A 21,646-nucleotide genomic window follows, 5' to 3' on the forward strand; every position below is an offset into this window, starting at 1 on the left:
GGAGTCTCTCAACTCAAAAATGAAGGGATTCCGCTCTGAGCTAAGAGGCGTGCGTGACTTACCCTTCTATCTCTACCGTTGCACTCTGATATTTGGGTAATCAGTGCTGTGGATTGCCACGGAAAATATCTACTGAGCCGATTAATTCCTACGTTAGTGCGACCCCTTTGAGGTCGGTTGGTATATGTTCCTTTGCCGACGGCCAGAGGCCATCGGTTACGATGCAATGTGACGTCTCCGTCGTCATTTACCCATCAGGGAAATATTCTGATTCGGTTTCTGGAGACTGCGACATTTTTTTGAGGTGGGGTATAGGGACGAAAAAAGGTCTGCCGTTTAGCAGACCTTGAGGGTGAAATATGGGATTCGAACCCACGACCTTCGGAACCACAATCCGACGCTCTAACCAGCTGAGCTAATTTCACCATTTTCGCATTTGCGACTGCAAAGTTACAACAATATTTTGTAACTCACAAGACCTTTGCGATTTTTTTTTCAAAAAAAGTATTTAATACGCTGTGGTATTTACAAACCCAGGCGAGCCTTTACCTTGGGGGTGATGTCCTCGGTGTAGGGACCAACATAAGCCACAGGTGTCTTGGCGGTGTCAAACACAATCGCCATGCCTTCTTCTTCACCCACGGCTTCTATTGCCTGCTGTATTTTATCCAGAATTGGTTTCATTGCTTCTTCGCGTGCCTGATCAAGAAGTTGAGACACTTCTTGGTGATAGTTCTGTATGCCCTTATCAAGTTGCTGCAACTCTTGGATGCGGCGTTCCTTGATTGTTTCGGGTGTGTTTGCGTCTGATGCCAGTTCTTGATATTCGGCAAACTTCTTGTTGAAGTCTTCTTGAATGCGTGCGTCTTCGGCCTGGTATTTATCACTCATCTGCTGCAATACGTTCTCGGCAGCGACCTTCTCTGGCAAAGCGTTAAAAATTTGCTGAGAGTTCACAATACCTAGTTTTACTTGTGCAGCCATCACGAGAGGCAATGCCATGAGAAGCGTGAATAGTAATCTTTTCATTCTTTTATTGTATTTTAATTTACTGCAAAGTTAACTCATTTCTTTCACAAGAGCAAAAAAATAGCCCCGAATAATGAATATCCGGGACTAATATCATAACCTAGCTATTTTTTACTTGATACCAAGTTTAGCCTTAACCTTTGCGGTGAGGTCTTCGGCACCTGTACCGTGATAGATTACAGAAGGAATTGAGAGGTCATAGATGAAAGTGTAGCCACCCTCAGCGCCCACAGCCTGGATAGCGTTTTGCAGTTTGGTCTGGATGGGAGCGAGGAGTTGCTCTTGTTGCTTCTGGAGATCCTGAGCAGCAGTCTGCTGGAAGTTCTGGATCTTCTGATATTCGTCTTGCAGCTCCTGCATGTGACGGTCTTTTATTGCTTGGGGTGTCTTGTCGTCTTGAGCTTCTTTCTCATAACCCTCGGCTTTCTTCTGGAAAGCTGCTTGCAGGTTCTTAAATTCTGTCTCATACTTCTCGCCTGCAACTTTCAGTGTATTCTCAGCTGTAGCCTTTTCGGGCATTACGTTGAAGATTTCCTGAGTATTGATTACACCAAACTTTTGTGCGTTCATGCACAGGGGGGCAGCCACGAGGACTGCGAGTAATAATTTCTTAAACATTTCTAATAAAATTGTGTATAGTTAATATTTATTTGGTTTACTTTGAATAACCCATTTTAGCAAGCACTTCGTTGCTCACGTCGATGCGGGGTGAAGCAAAGATGATGCTTTGTGAGCTTGCGCGGTCGAATATCACCTGGAAACCGCGTTCCTCGCTCACCTTTTTCACTGCATTATATACGTCGTCCTGGATGGGCTTGATGAGCGATTGGCGTTTCTTGAACAACTCGCCCTGTGGACCGAAGTACTTATACTGCAGTTGTGACGCTTCTTTTTCCTTGGCTACGATTTCAGCCTCTTTCTTTTTCTTTTGCTCATCGGTGAGGAACACCATGTCGCTCTGGTAGTTCTTATACATCGTGTCGGCCTCTTTCTTGAGTTCGTCAACCTCACGCTGCCAGCGTTGAGACTGCTGGTTGAGTTGTTCGTTGGCCATCTCATAGGCGGGGATGTTTTTCAACACGTATTCCATATCCACGAGAGCAAATTTTTGAGCATTGGCAGTGAACATGCCTGCCACTACTGCGATTAACGCTAAAGCTAATTTCTTCATATCTGTCAAGTTTTAATGTTTGTTGTTGTGTTAGACTGCACCGCAGTCAAATGGTTTAAGGTGGATTCTATTAATTCTGAGAAAAGTTTATTATTTATTTCGGTAGCTTTTGAGCCTGTTTTGGTATCTCCGACGGTCTCGACCATCGGTTACGATGCAGTGTAACGACTCTGTCGTTGTCGTAAAATCTACTCAAAACATATCTCAAAATCGCCTCGACATAATTAATAGAACCCACCTTAATTTAGAATTCCTGACCCAGGATGAAGTGGAAGTTGCTGCCGCCCTTCTTACCCATAACCTCGTCGAAACCGTAACCCCAGTCGATACCCATCATACCGATCATGGGCAGGAACACACGTGCACCGACACCTGCCGAGCGCTTGATGTCGAAGGGGTTGAAGTCTTTCACGCTAGTCCAAGCGTTACCACCCTCGACGAATACCAGGGGATAAATTGTTGCGCTGGTTGAGAGCATGAGCGGGAAGTGAAGCTCGACAACGAAGCGGTCGTAGGCGTAACCTTCCATACCGAACGGCGTGAATGCGCCGTTCTCATAACCGCGCAGCGCGATGGTCTCGGTTGCATAGGTATAACTTCCTGACATACCGTCACCGCCCACATAGAAGGTTTCAAACGGTGATTTCAAGTGCTTGTTCCAACTGCCCAGCAGACCGATGTCGGCACGAGTCATGAGCACGAGGGTCCAGCGCTCGCTGTTGTTGAGCGGGGTGTAGGTGCGTGCCTGGAATTTAAGTTTCCAGTACTCAATCCAGCGGAAGAGTTCTTTCTTCGCAGCATCGCTGTTGTCTTGTGCCAGGGCTGCCCAGTTCTTCTTGCCGAAGAGAGAGGCAGGAGGTGTGGCGTGGAAACTCAATGAGAACGAGCTACCCTTGCGTGTGTATAGCGGGTTGTCAATACTGTTGCGCGCCAGTGTGAATCCCAGCACGATTGAGTTTGACGTACCGTTGTTCATATAGTACAGGTAATCCCAGTTCTTGAGGTCATAGAGCTGATAGCTCACGTCGGCAGTGAAGGTGAAGTAGTCATCGGGCCACTTGAGTCGCTTACCGAAGCCCACGGTCACACCGAGCATCTGGAGGTATTTGCCGGGGTCATAGGCGTTCTCGTAGTAGGAACCACCACCATAGTTATAGGGGTTGTAACCGCCGTAGTAATTGCTGCCATTGTAGTAGTTGGCGTAATAGTTATTGATATAACTTGTGTACTGGCTGTTGTAGAACTGCGAGTTGATACCTGTCTGGCGGCTGTAGAATGCCGATACCGACAGAGAGTTAGGACGCTTGCCGCCAAACCACGGGTCGAGGAATGACAGACTATAAGCCTGGTAGTATTTCGCATTGGTCTGTGCGCTGATCGACAGTGTCTGTCCATCGCCCTGCGGGATGATGCCCTTGTAAGATGACGGGTGGAACAGGTTCTTGATTGAGAAGTTGGTGAATTTGAGGCCGAGTTTCAGGAGCACACCGGTCTGTCCCCAACCTGCCGAGAATTCAATCTGGTCGTTGGCCTTTGACTCGAGTCCCAGAACGATATCCACGGTTCCGTTCTCCTCGTTGGGCTCGGGGCGTATATCCATCTTCTCTGGGTCGAAGTGTCCGCTCTGTGCAATCTCACGAGCCGAGCGCATGAGGTCGTTCTTTGAGAACAAGTCACCGGGGCGTACACGCAACTCACGGCGCACAACCTTCTCATACAAGCGGTCGTTACCATTGATAATTACCTTGTTGATGCGTGCTTGCTTACCCTCGAACATGCGCATTTCCAGGTCGATGCTGTCACCGGTCACCTTTGCCTCAACAGGTATGAGTTGGTAGAACAGGTAACCGTTGTTCATATACAGGTTGGCAACTGCGTCTTCGTCTTCTTGGGTGCGCTTGTTGAGCAGTTTCTGGTTATAGACGTCGCCCTTGCGGAAACCAAGCACATTGTCGAGCAGTGAAGTGGGATACACGGTGTTGCCCACCCAGTTCACGTCGCGCACATAGTAGCGTTTTCCTTCTTCTACGGTGATGTGCACGTCCACGGTCTTGTCGTCGTAGTTCACCACGCTGTCGCTCACGATCACCGCGTCGCGGTAACCTTTCTCGTTATACTTGTCGATGATGCGCTGCAAGTCCTCGTCGTAGTCGCTGCGCACAAATTTCTTCTGGCTGAAGAGCTTCAACAAGTCGTTTTTCTCATTGGTCTTCTTCATTGTGCGCTTGAGTTTGCGGTCGCTCATCACATCGTTGCCATCGATGTAGATTTTGTGCACTTTGATTTTCTCGTTCTTGTTGACCTCGATATCCACAATCACCTCGTTCTGCCTGCTCAAGTCTTCGCGCTGGCGCACGGTGCACACAGCCTTTTCGAAACCTTTTCCGGCGTAGTACTTCTCCACAATCTGCTTGATGCGGTTGGCGATGTTGGGTGTCATCTGGTTGCCAGGCACAAGTCCCATGCGTTCAGAGAGATCTTTCTTCTCTCCGCCTTTCATGCCCAGGTAGTTGACCACCGAGATGCGAGGCTGCTGGCGCAGGCTGAACACGAGCCATGCCTTGTCCTCATAGATTTTCTCCACATTGATTTGTATCTTCGAGAACAAGCCCTGACGCCAGAAACGCTTGGCCGCAGTCTTCAAGTCGTCACCGGGTATATCTATACGCTGTCCTATCGACAGTCCGCTGTAACCTATTATGATATTGTCTTCATAGTTGTCGACGCCTTCAACTTTGATGCCCGCGATTTCATACTTCGACGGGGCACCGGTGAACACAATCTTCGGATTGTAGATTGTGTCGTTAACGACCTTGGTTGCGGTCTGGGCTTGCACTGACGACGTGCCTAGGGCTATCGCCGCCACTATAAGATAAATTATCTTGTTTCGCATATATCTATTTTAATTCGTCTCTTTATTGTTTATTTTTGCTCCTGCACCTGCTCGCTGGTCTTGCCATAGCGGCGTTCGCGAGCCTGAAAGTCTATTATTGCTTCATAAAAATCGTCTCGTCCGAAGTCTGGCCAATACTTGCTAGTGAAGTAAAGCTCGCTATAAGCGATCTGCCACAGCAGGTAGTTGCTCACTCTCAAGTCGCCACCGGTGCGTATCAGCAGGTCGGGGTCGGGCATGTCTTTTGTAGTGAGGTGTGACGATATCACAGTGTCGTCTATGTCACTGGTTGCGAGAGTTCCGCAAGCCACCTTGCTTGCGATTTCCTTGCACGCTTCCACCATTTCCCAGCGCGAAGAGTAACTCAATGCCAGGCACAGCACCAAGCCAGTGCAGCGGCTAGTGTCGTCTATGCATTTGAGCAATCTGTCGCGGGCAAACTGTGGCAAGCGGTCCATGTTGCCTATCACCGTGAGGCGCACGTTATTCTTGATCAAGTGCGGAGTTTGCTTCTCGATCGAGGTCACGATGAGGCCCATCAGCAAGTCCACCTCGGCTTGCGGGCGGTTCCAGTTCTCGGTCGAGAAGGTGTATAGCGTGAGGTATTTCACCCCGAGCTCGCTAGCAACTTCAGTGATGACGCGCACCGTCTCCACGCCATTCTCGTGGCCGAACGAGCGGTTGTGGCCATGTTCTTTGGCCCAGCGACCGTTTCCGTCCATTATCACTGCCACGTGGCTTGGCATTCGGGTCTTGTCTATTTTTTCTATCAGTGACATATTTGGTGTCTAAATTAATTCGTGATGTTATTTACACATTAATCTATATAATGGCATTTAACGCACCGTTTGCTGAACTCGTAAGTGACCGAAAACATAGCAAACGAATACCAGTCGGTGTTCTTTGCGATGCCGTGTTGCACTCCGTAGAGGTCGGTCAGGTTGTCTATCTTGTCGCCAAATGACTTGCGCATCGTGAACTCGAAGCCCAAGTTGAGGCGTTCTTTTAGCTTGTATTTCACACCCACACCCAGAGGGAGCGACAGTGCCACGTTGGTGTGGCCCGATGTGCTCGACATCACAGCGCCCAGGCCCACAGTCATGTAGGGCGACAGGCGTTTGTAGTGCTTATAGGTGGGACCCGAGCCGAAGTGGAAGAAGTTAAACTCCACCTGTCCGCCCAGGTCGTAGAGCGAGGATTTGAACTCGTAAGGGGTCTCAACAGGGAACTTGGAGTCAATGTCGGCACTGTTTCCGCTTATGCTGGCGTAGTTCAGGTTGCCTTTCACTGCCCAGCGGCTGTTGATGATGTAGCGGAACATGCCACCGCCTGTGATGCCGGGGTGTTTCCACATGTTGCTGTTATTGACATCGCCCAGATATCCGGTCATACCCAGCGAGGGACCCACCTCGAAACGGTAGTCCTGCGCACGGGATTCCAGCATCAGCAATGATGCCACAGCAAGTAATATGACAATAATCCTCTTCATTAAATCTGCTTAATATAAGGGTCTGTAAGTGAGACGGGTGATTGTGCCCTTCCACACGTTGTTGTGCAGCAGTCCGTTAACATCGTTGCCGCCCACGATATACAAGTAGGGTACTTCCCACTCGGTGATGGGTTTCGCAATGCGTGACGGAGCTTTGAGGCTCATGGTCTCGGTGCACACAAATCCCAGCGCGCCGCTGAATGCGGGCATGTAGTCGGGCAGCTGGAGGCTTTTAGCGGCCGTTGTCCACGTGATGCCCAGGTTGCGTGATGTGTAAGTCTTGCGGTTGAAAGAACCATCGGCGAGGCGACCGCCCATCACGAGCCAAGAGTTTTTCTTGGTCGCAACTTGGGTCACATTGTTCAGTTCGTAGGTGCAGTAGCTCACCAGAGTTGCTCCGGTAATAGCAGGCATCGAGTTGTTGACGTTAGAGTTCATCTTTGCCCAGATGCTGCCGTCGTAGCCCCATGTGGCGTTGCTCAGTTTGCCATGCTCATCGGTGCCTCCCACCATGATTGCCACTGGATTGACAGCCCAATCGTTAGACACGACCATCATCTGGCTGTATCCTTCCACGGGGAAGCCTTCGGGTGCCTTGGCAGGGGTGAAGTCGGCACGGCGGGGATACTCGTCGGTGCACAAGGTGCCGCTGGCACGGGTCAGACCCAGCAGGCGGTCGCCATAGGCTCCAAGCACAGAGGTCCACACAGCGCCTGTCGATGTCCATGTCTTGGCATCTTGCGAGGCATACAGGTTGCCGTTTTCATCAAGTACATACATGGCATCGGTTGTGGCAGTGAGACTTCCCTCCACAGGAACGAAAGGCAGTTCAACCTTCTCGGTTGACCATTTTCCGGCGGGTGTCGGTGCAGTGCACACATATCGGCCGTTGCTGTTGTTCACAAGACTGTAGAACTGGTCGTTGAATTGAACCATACCCAGTGCGTAATTGCTGTCGCCGGCAGCGGGAAGGTCGCGGCGCTCTGTCATGGGGAATAGCAGTGTGTCGGGGTTCTCGTTGTGTACGTTCACATTCACATCGTAGGTCACGATGTTCTGGCCGTTGGCCGAGGTCACTTTGAGCACCACCTTGCCAGAGAAGTCGATGCTATCGGTCGATGTGTCGCTATAGTCGATGGTTTTCTCTTCCTTGATGACCTCACCGTCGCTCACTACAAATTGTGCCTTGTTTACCGATGTGCCGAACTGCATAGACACGAGCAACTTGGTCACGTTGGTGCCCTTGGGCAATGAATCGACGTTATAGACCAACCCCTTCTCCTGGTCGATCACAAAGTGAACAGAATCCAGGTTGGCAAGCACTTTGACATTGGGCTTTAGCGCGAAATGGGTGAGTTGTGCGCTTGTGGGGCTTGTGCTGTAAATTGTGTTATGCGACGGTTCGTTTTTACTGTCTTTACACGACGCAATACTGAGCGACAGCAGAGCCGCAAAGAGCGAATATAGTAGGTATTTTTTCTTCATCTGTATTTATTGCTTTGTTTCAAACTGCAAATATAAATAAAATTTTCCGTGCACGCGTTATATTCCATAAGCAATTTAAGACAATAAAGCACTCGAAGCACTTTTTTTACGCCTTTTTAACGCATTTGCTATCGTTTTTGGGCTCATTATTGTCCGGAATTGGTTTTTTTGATGTAACTTTGGCATCTCAACATTCAACCTTGATTTTATGAACGTCAATCAAGCATTAGCCCACATCAAGGCCGAATTGTCGGCGGTCATGGACGCAGGCGAGTCGCAGGTCGTAGCGCGCATGATGATGAAGCACTACATGAACTACGACCCGGTCGATATTATATTGCGGGGCGATAGCGTACTGCCTGATTTTGTGCCCGAGAAGATAGAATCTGCACTTGCGCGACTCAGGCGCAACGAGCCCATCCAGCACGTCTTGGGCAAGGCGTATTTCTGTGGACGTGATTTTACAGTAACGCGTCACACGCTTATTCCTCGTCCCGAGACCGAGCAACTGGTGGATATGATTGTGGACGAGAATAAAGCTAGCGACTTGCAAGTGCTTGATATAGGCACGGGTAGTGGGTGTATAGCTATTTCGCTTGCACTGGCTATGAAGTTTGCTCGCGTCACCGCAATCGATATCTCGGCCGAAGCTCTTGCTGTGGCTGAAACAAACGCAAAAGACAATAAGGCAAAGGTGGATTTTATTCAAGCCGATGCGCTCCATTTGACTGACTTGGGATGCGAGCCTCTTGATATCGTGGTGAGCAATCCGCCCTACGTGCGCGACAGCGAAAAATCCTTCATGGAACCCAATGTCCTTGATTATGAGCCTCACGCAGCACTCTTTGTGCCTGACGACGATCCGCTTCGTTTCTACAATTCCATAGCAAGGTATGCGCTCCGCGCGCTCAAACCCGGGGGCAGACTGTACTTCGAGATCAACCGCCAGTTTGGCAACGAAACAGCCGCGCTGCTCACCCGCCTGGGATATGAAAACGTGGTCGTCACCCGCGACTCATTTGGCAACAACCGCTTCGTCTCGGCAACAAGATAAACAGGCGGTAATTATAAAAAGTTGAAAATATTTCATTATATAGAATAGATTTTGTATCTTTGCACAAACAATCAGTTTAATTACCAAAGAATAGCCATAAGTCATGAAACAAATAGACTTGCTTCTTGCAGAGAAACTATTGAGAATCAGTGCGATTAAGTTACAACCCACACTTCCGTTTGTATGGGCATCGGGATGGAATTCCCCCATCTATACCGACAATCGTCGCACGCTTTCTTACCCCGACGTGCGCAACTTCATCAAGGTGCAACTCTCACGCATCATCATGGAGAACTTTGGCGATGCCGAGGTGGTGGCTGGCGTTGCAACCGGTGCAATCGCGCAGGGTGCTCTCGTGGCCGACACGTTGAACCTGCCTTTTGTTTATGTGCGCTCTACACCTAAAGACCATGGTCTGGAAAACCTCATCGAGGGCAACATCAAGCCCGGGCAGAAGGTGGTGATCGTTGAAGACCTTGTCTCTACCGGCAAGAGCAGTCTCAAGGCAGCACAGGCTGTTAAGGATGCTGGAGGAGAAGTCGTGGGTATGGTTGCAATCTTCACTTACGAATTCCCAGTGGCGACACAGGCGTTTGAAGATGCTGGTGTCAAACTGCTTACTATCAGCAACTACACAGCAATGATTCAGGCAGCGGTAAAGACCAACTACATCAAGGAGAGCGACATCGAGACACTGCACCAGTGGCGTGAAGATCCCGAGCACTGGGTTCCCGCTGGTATGACTATTGACTAATCTCTATTTATAGAAAACCGAGTAAATGGACAAATTCAAAAGCGATGCACACTGCATCAACACTAGCATAAACACTGTGTTCAGCAAACTCTCTGATCCCAGTCTTTACAAGAAACTCATCGACGAGAACGCCGACCGCCTGCCCGAGGAGGCTCGCAAGAACCTCGACAAACTCAAGTTTGAGGGCGACCACATTGACATCGAGAGCCCCATGGGAGCCATTTCTTTTGGCATCAACCACGCGGCAACTGTGGCACCCAAGGAGATTGTGTACTCGGCGCTCAACTCGCCAGTGAAATTCAACCTCGTGATTAAGCTCAAAGAACTCTCGGAAAATTCAACCGAGCTTGTTTCGATTCTTGAGGCCGACCTGCCATTCTTTGTCAAGACAATGGTAAGCCCGCAGATCACCGAGGCTGCCAAGCAGTTCGGCAAAGTGCTGGCATCGCTCCCCTACGACACGCTTTGACCAGGTGTTGCACCTGTGGCGCGGGTCTAGGTACCGCTAGATATCATACATTATGTTTTTATAGATTGTAGATTTTGTGAGGCGTCGCTGCGAAGTGCCGTCTCACTTTTTTCTTGCAGAAGATGTTGGCCGCCGGTATATGTATGGTTTTTGTTCTTTCCCCTTCATTTTAGTCTATTTTGGATATGATTTTACCAGGAAATAATAATTGCTTGCACAAAAAACATTCCATATTTAACACATTAATAAAAAAATATTCGTAAATTTGCAAGTTACAAAAAAGAATCAAACAAAACTATTATAACACTCTTTATGGAAATTAAAAGAAACCAACGTAAACCACTTGCAGGCATGAACTTGCGCGAACTGCGCGAGGTCACAGCCGAGCTAGGCATGCCCAAGTTTACAGCAACCCAGCTAGCACAGTGGATCTATGGCAAGCGCGTCTCTACTTTTGACGAGATGCTCAATATCTCCAAAGCTAATCGCGAGAAACTGGAATCCAGGTTTGTAGTGGGACTCAAGCAACCTGCTGAGGCTCATCGCAGCGAGGACGGAACCGTCAAGTATCTCTTCGATGTGGGCGAGGGAAAGGCCATTGAGAGCGTTTACATCCCCGAGGACGACCGCGCCACGCTGTGTATATCCTCTCAAAAAGGATGCCGCATGAATTGCTACTTCTGCATGACCGGACGCCAGGGGTTCCATGGTAATCTCACAGCCAACGAAATCATTAACCAGGTGCTCAGCATTCCCGAAAGCGAGTCGCTCACCAACGTTGTGTTCATGGGCATGGGCGAGCCTCTTGACAACCTCGACGAGGTGATGAAGGTCATCGAGATTCTCACCGAGTCATGGGGACTTGCATGGAGCCCCAAGCGCATCACCGTTTCTACCGTGGGCAAGAAGCCTGAACTCAAGACACTGGTTGAGAAAACAAGCGTGCACGTGGCTGTGAGCGTTCATGATGCAGTGCATGAGGAGCGCCAGTCTATCATGCCGCTTGAGAAGATTTACCAGATCAAGGACGTCATGGAGATGCTCTCGCGTTACGACTGGGCCCACCAGCGCCGTCTCTCGATTGAGTACATCATGTGGAACTGGTTTAACGACGACATCAAGCACGCCGAGGCTCTGCGCGAGATTATCCCCGATGAGCACGTGCGTGTCAACCTCATTCGCTACCACATGATTCCCGACACTCCCAAGCTGCGCACCAGCAGCGATGAGCGCATGGCCTACTTCCGCGACTACCTCAACAGCAAGGGCGTCACATGCACCATTCGCCGCAGTCGTGGCGAGGACATCTCGGCTGCATGCGGCATGCTCGCCGGGAAGGTGAAAAAGGAAAACCAGCAAAACGAAACAAAAAAGACTAAATAACAACGGAAATAAACCTCTAAAAAAACGACGATTAACATGATTAAGAATCACCTTTACAAACTGTGGGCGATAGCAGTGATGCTTGTTGCCCTCACAACACAGGCTGCCGAGCCCACAGGCTACTACAGCGCGGCCGAGGGAAAGAGCGGTCAAGCTCTGCTCAAAGCCCTTGAGGGCATCGTGGGCAACCACACCACAATATCTTATGACGGACTGTGGGACCTTTACAAATATTCTGACGTGGGTAGCGACGGATACATCCTCGACATGTATTCAACCGCAAAGTTCAAACCTGGTACTAATCAGTGCGGATCTTACTCGAGCGTGGGCGACTGCTACAACCGTGAGCACTCGTTCCCCAAGAGCTGGTTCAACGATGCCAGTCCCATGGTGAGCGATGCTTTCCACATCGTTCCCACCGACGGTAAGGTGAACAACCAGCGCAGCAACTACCCTTTCGGCGTGTGTGCTAACGGTACTTACCTGACAGGCACCAGCAAGGCACAGCCTCTGGGCAAGCTCGGCAAGTCAACTTACAGCGGCTACAGCGGAACAGTGTTTGAACCCGACGACATCTACAAGGGTGACTTTGCTCGCATGTATTTCTACATGGCAGCGGCTTATAACAGTCGTATTGCCAGCTGGAACAGCGACATGCTCAACAAGACATCCTATCCAGCTTTCTCAACTTGGGCAATCAATATGCTCCTTGAGTGGAACAAACTCGACCCTGTGAGTGAAAAAGAGACAAAGCGCAATCAGGCCGTGTGTGACGGCAACGGCGGCAAGTACAAGCAGAACAACCGCAACCCATTCGTTGACCACCCCGAGCTTGCTGAATACATTTGGGGCGGCAAGAAGGACCAACCCTGGTATGCCAACGCTACACAAGATCCTGCTATCGTGGCACCCTCTAGCAACTCTACCATCGACTTTGGTATCGTTGCCGTTAACAGCATATCTTCTACCGAAGTTGTGGTCAAGGGTGTCAACCTCACCGAGGATCTGGAACTCTCTGTCAACGGCAACGGCTTCACCATCGACGAAGAGACCATCAGCAAGGAAGAGGCAATGGCAGGCAAAACCATCAAGGTTTACTATGCTTCGCCCGCAACAGCCGGCACCTATACCGCAACGCTCACCATCGAGAGCAGCGAGACCAGCACAGTACGCGTGCCCATCAAGGCTACCGTGCTCACTGGCATACCTGCATCGGTTACTAATGTGGGCCCCACATCGTTCACTGCTAGGTGGACAAACCAAAACGACAACGAGTACTACAGCCTGCGTGTTTATGAGTCAGACGGCAAGACTCTGGTAAGCGGCTATCCCCATTCAGTCAAGGCTAGCGCGCAGAGCTATAATGTGACAGGACTCAAGCCTCTCACAACCTACTACATCCAGCTCACCAGCAACGTGCTTGAGAGCAACAAAGTGGAAGTGACAACCCTCGACGTTGATCACATCATCGACATCCTTAACGACGGTGGATTCAGCATCAAGGCTACACGTGGTCAAGCTACCCTTCCTGTGCTTGAGGCTCGCGTATATACCGAGAACGTTAATGAGGCCATCACGCTAACAGTCAATAGCGAAGACAACAAGTTTGACATCAGCCTTGACAAGGTCAACTGGACCAACTCGCTCACCATCGACAGCGACGGCGAGGACTTCTTCATCCGCCTCAACGACGTGAGCACAACCGGCGAATTCCTTGCAACCCTCCGTGCTTACTCGGCTACTTACAGCGGTGACGAGCAGGTGGTTGTTGCCGAGGTGGTGCGCAACACAGCACCCATCTATGGCGATGTCAACGATGACGGCGAAGTTGATATTGCCGACGTAAACTGTGTGGTAAACAGCGTGCTTAAAGGCAACCAGGGTTTATGGAACGGACGTGAGGATGTCAACGGCGACGGAAACATCGACGTTACCGACATCAACGCACTCATCAATGTACTCCTGGGTCATCAACCTCCCACACCCCCGGCACAGAAAGAAACATTCACCGAGGACTTTGAGGGATGTGAAAACAACTTTGGATACAAGACCCAAGCATTACAGGGAAACACCTTCGCATGGTACATCACCGACATGGGAGTTTATGGAGGTACCGATAAAAAACATGGAGACTTGAGCGCTCGTCTTGGCAAAAATGGTTCTAGTAAACTTGAGATGACCGAAGATATTGCATCTGGCGCAAGCAAGGTGAGCTTCTACGCATCGGCTTGGAGTGGCGACGGTGATGTCACCCTTTCTCTCGAAGCATCAATCGACGGTGGCAAATCTTGGTCTCCCGTAAAGAGTTTCACTATTACTGACACTCAACTCTCACAGTTCAGCACTGATGTCAACTACACAGGCAACGTGCGTTTCCGCTTTGTGCAGACAGCAGGCAAGCGTGGCAATATCGATGACATCGCTATCACCAACAATCCTGTTGCCAGCGCTCCCATCAACGTGCTCAACGCCGACCGTGACTGGGATGCAGTGGCTACTGCTGGCAGCGTGATGATCAACACCACACGCAACGCCAAGGTGGCTATCTACGACATCGATGCAAACGAGGTGGCTAGCGTCAAGGTTAAGGGCCAGCGTTCTTTCAACCTGCCTGCCGGAACCTACATCGTTGCTGTGGGCAACCAGTCAAAGAAAGTAATCGTCAAGTAAATCCATCGCACTTGACCCAACACTAATACGGAGGTGGATGCACCGAGCGTCCACCTCCTTTAATAATAAAGCATAATGCAACAAAGCATCCTCACCAAAGTGCAGAAAACCGCGTGGGCTGTCGCAGGCTTCCTCTTGCGCCCGTTCACCCACTGCTGGCCATTCTTTGTGTCGATGCTTGCGTTGTATGTGGCAGTGAAGTTGTTGGTCAACGGAGGCACTGTTCTTCTCAAGGATGCAATGCCCGAGTTATATGTCATTGCCATGCTGCTGTCATTCCTGTGTGGCAAAGCGCGCACCATCGTGTCACTGGCCGCACTTGTTGTCATGGGGACTCTCGCCATTATTGAGGCCTTTCTCATGACGCAATTCAACCTCGACTTCATGGGCGAGGTCTTCAGGCTCATGCTCGAGAGCAGTCCTAGTGAGACGTCGCAGTTTCTTGACACCTTCGTGTTTCAGATGCACAACATCAAGTTCGTTGTCTTGCTTTCTTGCTTCATCATCCTTGCCCTAGCACTTCACGCTGTCAAAGCTCGATGGGGAGACTTTGACATGCGCAAGTCCCTCGGTAGCAAGTGTGTTTCCTGCATGGTTGTTCTAGCTGTCATAGCTCATTTCGTATATTCGGGTTGGATTCCAGCACAGTACTACATAGGTAACGTATTGCTTGCGCACGACTTGTATGACTTTGAGATGCGTTACATCTATGGCAGGGAACATGGAAGTCACTACTCCAAGACTAGTATTACCAGGCTAGTTTTCGGACTCAAGCTCTATCACCTCTCCACACTCCAGTGCGACGAGCTGCTCAACACCAGCAAAAATGCTCGCATCGATTCGTGCAGCCACACGTCACCCTGCATAATCCTGTTTATTGGCGAAAGTTTCATCAAGCGCCATGCCCAGGTGTATGGTTACAACAAGGCCACCACGCCACGACTCATGCAGGAGCTGCGCGAAGGCAATCTCACCGTCATCGACGATGCTGTGACAACTGCCACCCAAACTTCCGAAGTGATAAAAAACATGCTCTCATTGCACAGTATAGAGCAACCAGGCACCTGGACCTCGGCTCCCATGGTCATGCAACTCATGAAACAAGCAGGATATCGTGTGTCTTTCGTCACCAACCAGTATGCTGCCACCGAGCACAATGTGTGGAACAGCACCGGAGGTTTCTTCATGCGCGATCCTCGCGTCTCGCACCTGTTGCTTGACTACCAAACGCCTGCATCTCACGACTACGACGACGCTCTTCTTGCCGAACTCGACCAAGCCATCACCCCTGGCAAGTTAAACCTCAACATCTTCCACGTGCGAGGCCAGCATGTGGCCTACGACTGCAGCTATCCCGCCAGTCATGCACACTTCACTGCCGCCGATTATCGCGACCGCACCGAACTATCGGCCGACCAAAAGCAAGTTGTCGCGCATTACGACAACAGCACGCTCTATCAAGATTCCATTTTCGGGGTTTTGTTCGACCGTTATGTCCAGCAGGATGTAGTGCTTGTGTTTGCAAGCGATCACGGCGAGAATGCCTACGACGACGGCAAGACATTGGGGCGTGTGCACGATGACAAGACCCCTGCCATGATAGAGTCGCAATATCAAGTCCCCATGTGGATATGGTACTCTCCGAGGTACAAAGAACTTCACCCCGAGATGGTGGAGAAAATCCAGATGGCTGCACATCGTCCGTTCCAGACCGACGACATTCCGCACCTCATCCTAGAGCTAGCTGGCGTCAAGTGCAAGTACTTTGATCCCGCACGCAGCCTCATCAACGACCAGTTCAACACCAGCCGCCCCCGCAAAGTTACTGTCAAGAAGTAAGTTATTTTTTCACTCTATCGGGGTTTTGGTTCACGAATGCTTTCCATGACTTGGCGTCGCCGCTGGCAGTGACGGGCTTGCTGCTCTCATAGAAGTGGCACAGCGCTGCGGCAAGCGCATCGGTCGCATCCAGGAAATCAGGCATCTCCTCCTTGTCGATCTTGAGCGTGCGTTGCAGCATCGCCGCCACTTGTTCCTTGCTCGCGCCGCCGTTGCTCGTTATCGCCATCTTTATCTTGCGAGGTTCATATTCGGCGATGGGCACATCATGCTTGAGCGCAGCCACCATTGCCACGCCTTGTGCACGCCCCAGCTTGAGCATTGACTGCACGTTAACACCGAAAAACGGTGCCTCAATAGCCATTTCGTCGGGCAGATAAGAGTCAATCAGTCCGCTCACCCTGTCGAAGATGTGACGCAGCCTCATGTAGTGGTCGTCCATGCGGTTAAGTTTTATCACGCCCATGGCTATGAGCTGCGGTTTCTTGCTCTTGATACCCAGCAGGCCGTACCCCATCACGTTAGTGCCAGGGTCTATGCCTATGATTATCTTATCCCACTCGCTTGCCATGTCACTTACGGGTAAATGAAATATACAGTTCCTTGCCGTCAACCCTGGCGTCAATATCTATGCTCACTACGCTGTCGCTCAAGGCGGGAGCCACGAGATAGGCCTTGCCGTCACGCATCAGGTGATACACACGGCATGGCACAAATTCGCGGTAGGTCCCGTATAGTTTCTGCTGCTCAATGCGCTCGCTGCCCACATAGGCTGCCAGGTCTTTGAAATACATGCGCGAAATGCCGCCGCGGTCTTCGGTCACCTTGCCGTAGTCAACCGGAGCGACCACACACGCGGCTTTTCCAAGCGAATATAAGGCAGGGATATACTGAGGGTAACTGCTCTCAAAATCAAGTTTTTGTGCTCCGTCCATAAACAGACAGGTGTCTCTGTAATGGGCATATACCATAGAATCGACAAATTGCACATTGTCCTTGCCATAATATCTGCTCATGAACTGATTGCGCCAAGTGCTCTCGCGATTGTCATAGGTTTGCACATGGCAGAAGTTGGCGCGCGACGGCCCTCTGCGGGCAAGCACCACGCCATCGGGCGACTCCATGATGTCGCTCACCATCTGGTCGTCAAAAGCCTTGCACTCGGCGGTTTCCTGCACGGCCATCACCGCGGGGTAGATGCATGCGATAGTGCACACAGCAGCTAGCACACGCTGCCAGCGCACTCTCTCGTCGAGCCATGAGGCAAGCGGAACAGCTATCACAAGCAAACCCACCACAGAGTACCACATGTAGGCCCTGTAGGTAATCAGGCCGAATACCAGCACCGACACCATCGCGCCCGCAAGCAGCCAGTGCAGCACATTGGAGGATGCGTGCTTGATGCCCTTGCGCCACAGCAGCAACGCCACCACCACGAATCCCAGCACGGGCGTGATGAAGTGGCAAGTCTTGGTCATCTGGTTATACACACGCTGTGTGAGCAGCTGCATCGTGCCCATTTTGAAGTTCACGGCAGCGCCGGTGTCCAGACGAGCCCATGCACCGGGCGACAGCACCACAAGCACGAGCCCAAGCACATAAGCGGCTATTATTATCCATTGAGCTGCACACAGTTTCTTGCGATAAATAGTGCAGTAGCACACCAGGCCTGCAACCACGGCTGCCGAGAAACTTTCGTTCATCGCTCCGGCCACAAAACCTGCTACACCCAGCAGCATGCCTTGCCACCATCGCAAAGGGCCATGGTCCTCCCTGTCGCCATACACTAGCAGCAGTTTTACCACCGCCAGCGTGGCCGTGCACGACCACATATAGTTGAATGCCCCTGCCATCCACAGCATTGTCTCGCCGGGGAACGGAATGAGCAGCAGCACGTATGCCTCGATGAGAAGCAGCAGCCACACGCTGCGCTTGCGCGACACTATCGATGCCATGAGATGCACCATCAGCGCAAACACCAGTGTGTTCATCACATTAAACACCTGCATGCCCAGCAGGCTAGTGGTGAAGCGCAACATCATGTCGGCAATGCGGCCGTTCACGTGCATATAGAATGCGGGCATCGTCTTGATGTATTGGCCCACGGTAGTGCAACGCACCAGCCAGTCCTTGGGTAACAATGTGTACAGGTAATCGTCGCCCCACATCGCTGTGTTAAGGTTGAGCACATAAAACAGCGCGCTCATCAGCCCGAGCGTCAGCCAGTACCATTTGTCTTTCAGTATTTTTTTCATCTTGATTTTTTTATATAGGCTACATAGGTTACATAGGGTGGGGGCTCTACATTTCCTTTTCTCTCACGATATACACAGGACGGTCTTTTGTCTCGTTGAAGATGCGTCCTAGATATTCGCCTATGATCCCCAGTGATATCAGTTGCACGCCACCCAGGAAAAGTATCACGATTATCAGTGTGGGGTAGCCTGCCACCGGATCACCCCATATCAATGTCTTCACCAGCACATAGCACATGTAGATAAAAGCAAATACCGACACCGCGAAGCCCAGCACCGTTGCAAAACGCAGCGGAGCAGTAGTGAACGAGGTGATGCCGTCAATGCCCAGCAACATGAGTTTGAAGAAATCAAACGATGACTCTCCTGCCGCACGGTCGTGGCGGTCAAAGGTGATTTCCTTTTTCTTGAAGCCCATCCACGAGAACAAACCCTTGGTGTAACGCTCACACTCGCGCATCTGCTTCAAGGCATCAATGCACTTGCGGTCGATGAGTCGAAAGTCGCCCACATTTTGCAACACATCCACCTTAGTGGTCTTTTGCAGCACGCTGTAGTAGCACAGCGAGAGTTTGCGTCGCAGCCACGACTCCTTGCCACGCGAAATGCGTCGGGCATATACGTCCTCCCATCCGTCCTCCCAGTGCTTGATCATCTCGGGGATCACCTCGGGCGGATCCTGCAGGTCGGCATCCATTATCACCATACAGTCGCCAGTGGCATGATCCATGCCGGCAAGCATAGCACGCTCCTTGCCGAAGTTGCGCGACAAGTCGATGTAGCCCACGCGGCTGTCCATGGCACGCAACTCGCGCACCACGTCCATCGTCTTGTCACTGCTGCCATCATTCACCAGCAGCAGTTCCCACTCATAGGCCGTCATGCTGTCCATGAGCGTGGCAAGCCGCACGTGCAGCAAAGGCAGCGACTTCTCCTCATTATAGCAAGGAACCAGTATAGTTATCTTTTTCATTTCGGTTTCACTTTTTCGAAATATCGAATTATCTATTAAACCCTTAAACCTTTAAACCTTTACCATGTGATACCCTAGGCGGTGCAGTTGCACACATGCGCCCATCAGATACATCTGGTGCAGGCACCCCAGGTAGCCTTGCAACGCCTGAGCTGTGCCTGGCTCTAAATTTTGGTGCAGCAAGTAGTTATAGGTGCGGGCCGCGCAGTTGCCCACTAGTTTAGACAACTCCTCTTGTTTCTTCTCGTCTAGCCCGAGCACTTCTTGCGAGATATACTCATCGGTCTCGTCATATCCACGCACATCGCGCAGCATCACATAGAGATCCTCAACCTGAGAGTATTTTTCCCAGTCAACGTCCCACAACTGTGCCACCGCCATGCCCACATACATCATCCAGCCTATCGAAGTCATGGGGTACTGCTGGAACTCCCTGATGCCATCGGGCATGTAGGAGTTTGCCACTGCCACCCATTTCTCTTCAATATCGGGAGCATCGGGCATGATACTGTCCACCTCGCCATGAAGCTTGAGATAACTATATAAGTCCTTGAGCAGATTCTGTTCAAATTCGGTAGGATTGCTTTCCATTTTTCACATTAATATTATATAAAGTGCAAAGTTACACAAAAACATTCAATCACTGGCAAGGTAAACTGCAAAATATTCCTATATCCATTTTCATAACAACTATTACAACTTGAGTTTATATTCCATTTTTCCACTTCACTGGTCCATATACGAATAAGTATGCCCATTTTGTGCAAAATACTGCACTTTTTTGTTATTTCTTTTGTTTTTTACGATATAATGTTGTAATTTTGTAAGCAAATCAAAACAACAAGTTAAAGATACTCGCATTTTGCCTTGGTTTGTCTGAGATTTGGGAAATTTTAATATTTAATTTTAAATACTTTTTATTATGAAGAAATTTTTACTTTTATCAGCTGCTGCTGTTGCTATGACAGCAAGTGCTGCAGGTCTTACTGCAGGTGAGAAGAACTTTACTTTGGGTACTACAAAGCACTCTTTGAATGTTAAGTCAACAACTGTTACTTCAAGCAACCTTTCTCTCAACGAGGCTGCTGACCTCGCTGGCGAATATGTTGGCGCAGCTGTTACCGAAGATCCCGTTAACTCTTGCGGTGCTGTTGTTATCGAGGCTAACCCCACTGCTGCTAACTCTTACACAGTGAAAGGTGCTGTCTTTGGTCTTGATGCTACTGTTACTGCAACTTATGCTAATGGTCAACTCACCATCCCCGCGGGCCAGCAAGTTTACAACCACTCAACTTACGGTCCCGCATGTCTTTTTGCTATGGACGACCAGGATCTCTATGACCTCGTTCTGACCGTTGGAGAAGACGGCTCTCTCACTCTTGATCCCAGCCTCGAGGTAGCTATGCTTCTCGTTTCAGGTAACTATGCTGGTTATGCTCTGGGTGACACCTACAGTAACTATAGCTTCCAGCCTGTTAACGGCACTTGCACATTCGACGCACTCAACCCCAGTGGTACTCCTAAAGATCCCGCAACCGAGACTTACAACACTAGCGTTAAGCTCGTTAAGGATGCCGATGGCAATGTAACTGGCGGTGCTGTTTACGGTTTCGACGACATGACTTGGCTTCCCTTCACAGCTGATGCACAGGGCAATGTTCAGTTCAGCAACGACAAGGTTTACTACTACAGCAGCAGCTATGCACTGGCATTTGCAACCGACCTTGACGACGAAGGTCATTTCTATACTAACGTAGGTCCCACAGGCGTTATCGATGCAGAGGAAGGTACTCTCGTAATGCCCCACTGGACTTTCATCCTGCCCACAACAGGTGCAAGCCCCACTTACTACATCCTCAACAGCGTTAAGTCTAACTGCGTTGTAACATTCCCCGTTGACACTCCCACTGCAATCAACGACATCAACGTTGAGAAGACTAGCAAGGCTGTTAAGATGATTGAGAACGGCCAGGTAGTTATCGTTAAGGACGGCGTTAAGTTCAACGTAGCAGGCCAGACTATCAAGTAATTAAAAAGTTTAAAGGATTAAGAGTTTAAAAGTTTAACTTATAAGAGTTTAAAGTTGACTTTGACGATTGCCTTACAAACGTGATACAAAGCCACGGGTTCTATTGCTGAACTTGTGGCTTTTCTTATAATTTATTAATTCTTATTGCAATTT

The 21,646-nt window shown here is 50.1% G+C and carries 18 protein-coding genes and 1 tRNA gene; 7 read left to right on the forward strand and 12 right to left on the reverse strand.

What is annotated here, in order from left to right; genetic code table 11:
- Positions 1-351: 351 nt before the first annotated feature.
- From ACKI3C_RS08845 to ACKI3C_RS08880, 8 genes are all read right to left on the reverse strand, one after another.
- Positions 352-425, reverse strand: a tRNA-His gene (locus ACKI3C_RS08845).
- A 100-nt stretch (positions 426-525) separates the two neighbouring features.
- Positions 526-1,029 (reverse strand): OmpH family outer membrane protein, encoded by a 504-nt coding sequence (locus ACKI3C_RS08850; protein WP_407404148.1) that lies wholly within the window; start codon positions 1,027-1,029, stop codon positions 526-528.
- Positions 1,030-1,140: 111 nt separating this feature from the next.
- Positions 1,141-1,647 carry an OmpH family outer membrane protein gene (locus ACKI3C_RS08855; protein WP_407404150.1) on the reverse strand — a complete coding sequence of 169 codons (507 nt, stop codon included), beginning with the start codon at positions 1,645-1,647 and terminating at the stop codon, positions 1,141-1,143.
- 37 nt (positions 1,648-1,684) lie between these two features.
- Positions 1,685-2,200 (reverse strand): OmpH family outer membrane protein, encoded by a 516-nt coding sequence (locus ACKI3C_RS08860; RefSeq protein ID WP_407404152.1) that lies wholly within the window; start codon positions 2,198-2,200, stop codon positions 1,685-1,687.
- Positions 2,201-2,444: 244 nt separating this feature from the next.
- Entirely contained in the window at positions 2,445-5,093 is a 2,649-nt protein-coding gene (locus tag ACKI3C_RS08865) for an outer membrane protein assembly factor (RefSeq protein WP_407404154.1), read from the reverse strand.
- A 29-nt stretch (positions 5,094-5,122) separates the two neighbouring features.
- The gene (locus ACKI3C_RS08870; protein ID WP_407404157.1) at positions 5,123-5,872 is read right to left on the reverse strand and encodes an isoprenyl transferase; all 750 of its coding nucleotides are present in this window, start codon (positions 5,870-5,872) and stop codon (positions 5,123-5,125) included.
- A gap of 38 nt (positions 5,873-5,910) precedes the next feature.
- Entirely contained in the window at positions 5,911-6,582 is a 672-nt protein-coding gene (locus ACKI3C_RS08875; protein ID WP_407404159.1) for a DUF6089 family protein, read from the reverse strand.
- A gap of 9 nt (positions 6,583-6,591) precedes the next feature.
- Positions 6,592-8,067, reverse strand: coding sequence for a DUF6242 domain-containing protein (locus tag ACKI3C_RS08880; protein ID WP_407404161.1), 1,476 nt, complete (start codon positions 8,065-8,067; stop codon positions 6,592-6,594).
- 208 nt (positions 8,068-8,275) lie between these two features.
- Here ACKI3C_RS08880 and prmC point away from each other — a divergent pair, with 208 nt between their 5' ends.
- From prmC to ACKI3C_RS08910, 6 genes are all read left to right on the forward strand, one after another.
- Entirely contained in the window at positions 8,276-9,121 is an 846-nt protein-coding gene (gene prmC, locus ACKI3C_RS08885) for a peptide chain release factor N(5)-glutamine methyltransferase (protein ID WP_407404163.1), read from the forward strand.
- Between the two features lie 103 nt (positions 9,122-9,224).
- Entirely contained in the window at positions 9,225-9,875 is a 651-nt protein-coding gene (gene pyrE / locus ACKI3C_RS08890; protein WP_407404165.1) for an orotate phosphoribosyltransferase, read from the forward strand.
- 25 nt (positions 9,876-9,900) lie between these two features.
- Entirely contained in the window at positions 9,901-10,344 is a 444-nt protein-coding gene (locus ACKI3C_RS08895) for a hypothetical protein (RefSeq protein ID WP_407404167.1), read from the forward strand.
- 312 nt (positions 10,345-10,656) lie between these two features.
- Positions 10,657-11,727, forward strand: coding sequence for a 23S rRNA (adenine(2503)-C(2))-methyltransferase RlmN (rlmN, locus tag ACKI3C_RS08900; RefSeq protein ID WP_407404169.1), 1,071 nt, complete (start codon positions 10,657-10,659; stop codon positions 11,725-11,727).
- 36 nt (positions 11,728-11,763) lie between these two features.
- The gene (locus tag ACKI3C_RS08905) at positions 11,764-14,397 is read left to right on the forward strand and encodes an endonuclease (protein WP_407404171.1); all 2,634 of its coding nucleotides are present in this window, start codon (positions 11,764-11,766) and stop codon (positions 14,395-14,397) included.
- A gap of 75 nt (positions 14,398-14,472) precedes the next feature.
- A complete protein-coding gene (locus tag ACKI3C_RS08910; protein WP_407404173.1) occupies positions 14,473-16,236 on the forward strand; it encodes a phosphoethanolamine transferase in 1,764 nt (587 codons plus the stop codon).
- A gap of 1 nt (position 16,237) precedes the next feature.
- On the opposite strand, the gene ruvC is transcribed toward ACKI3C_RS08910, so the two are convergent.
- From ruvC to ACKI3C_RS08930, 4 genes are read right to left on the reverse strand one after another with little or no spacing between them, the layout of a single operon-like run.
- The gene (gene ruvC / locus ACKI3C_RS08915; RefSeq protein WP_407404175.1) at positions 16,238-16,807 is read right to left on the reverse strand and encodes a crossover junction endodeoxyribonuclease RuvC; all 570 of its coding nucleotides are present in this window, start codon (positions 16,805-16,807) and stop codon (positions 16,238-16,240) included.
- Position 16,808: 1 nt separating this feature from the next.
- Complete coding sequence (locus ACKI3C_RS08920) at positions 16,809-18,491, reverse strand: DUF6056 family protein (protein ID WP_407404177.1); 1,683 nt, start codon at positions 18,489-18,491, stop codon at positions 16,809-16,811.
- Between the two features lie 46 nt (positions 18,492-18,537).
- Entirely contained in the window at positions 18,538-19,464 is a 927-nt protein-coding gene (locus ACKI3C_RS08925; protein ID WP_407404179.1) for a glycosyltransferase family 2 protein, read from the reverse strand.
- Between the two features lie 51 nt (positions 19,465-19,515).
- Entirely contained in the window at positions 19,516-20,055 is a 540-nt protein-coding gene (locus tag ACKI3C_RS08930) for a hypothetical protein (RefSeq protein WP_407404181.1), read from the reverse strand.
- A gap of 331 nt (positions 20,056-20,386) precedes the next feature.
- Here ACKI3C_RS08930 and ACKI3C_RS08935 point away from each other — a divergent pair, with 331 nt between their 5' ends.
- Entirely contained in the window at positions 20,387-21,493 is a 1,107-nt protein-coding gene (locus ACKI3C_RS08935) for a hypothetical protein (RefSeq protein ID WP_407404183.1), read from the forward strand.
- The last annotated feature ends 153 nt before the right edge of the window (positions 21,494-21,646 follow it).

The organism is Sodaliphilus sp., assembly GCF_045598405.1.
GTDB classification, from domain to species: domain Bacteria; phylum Bacteroidota; class Bacteroidia; order Bacteroidales; family Muribaculaceae; genus Sodaliphilus; species Sodaliphilus limicaballi.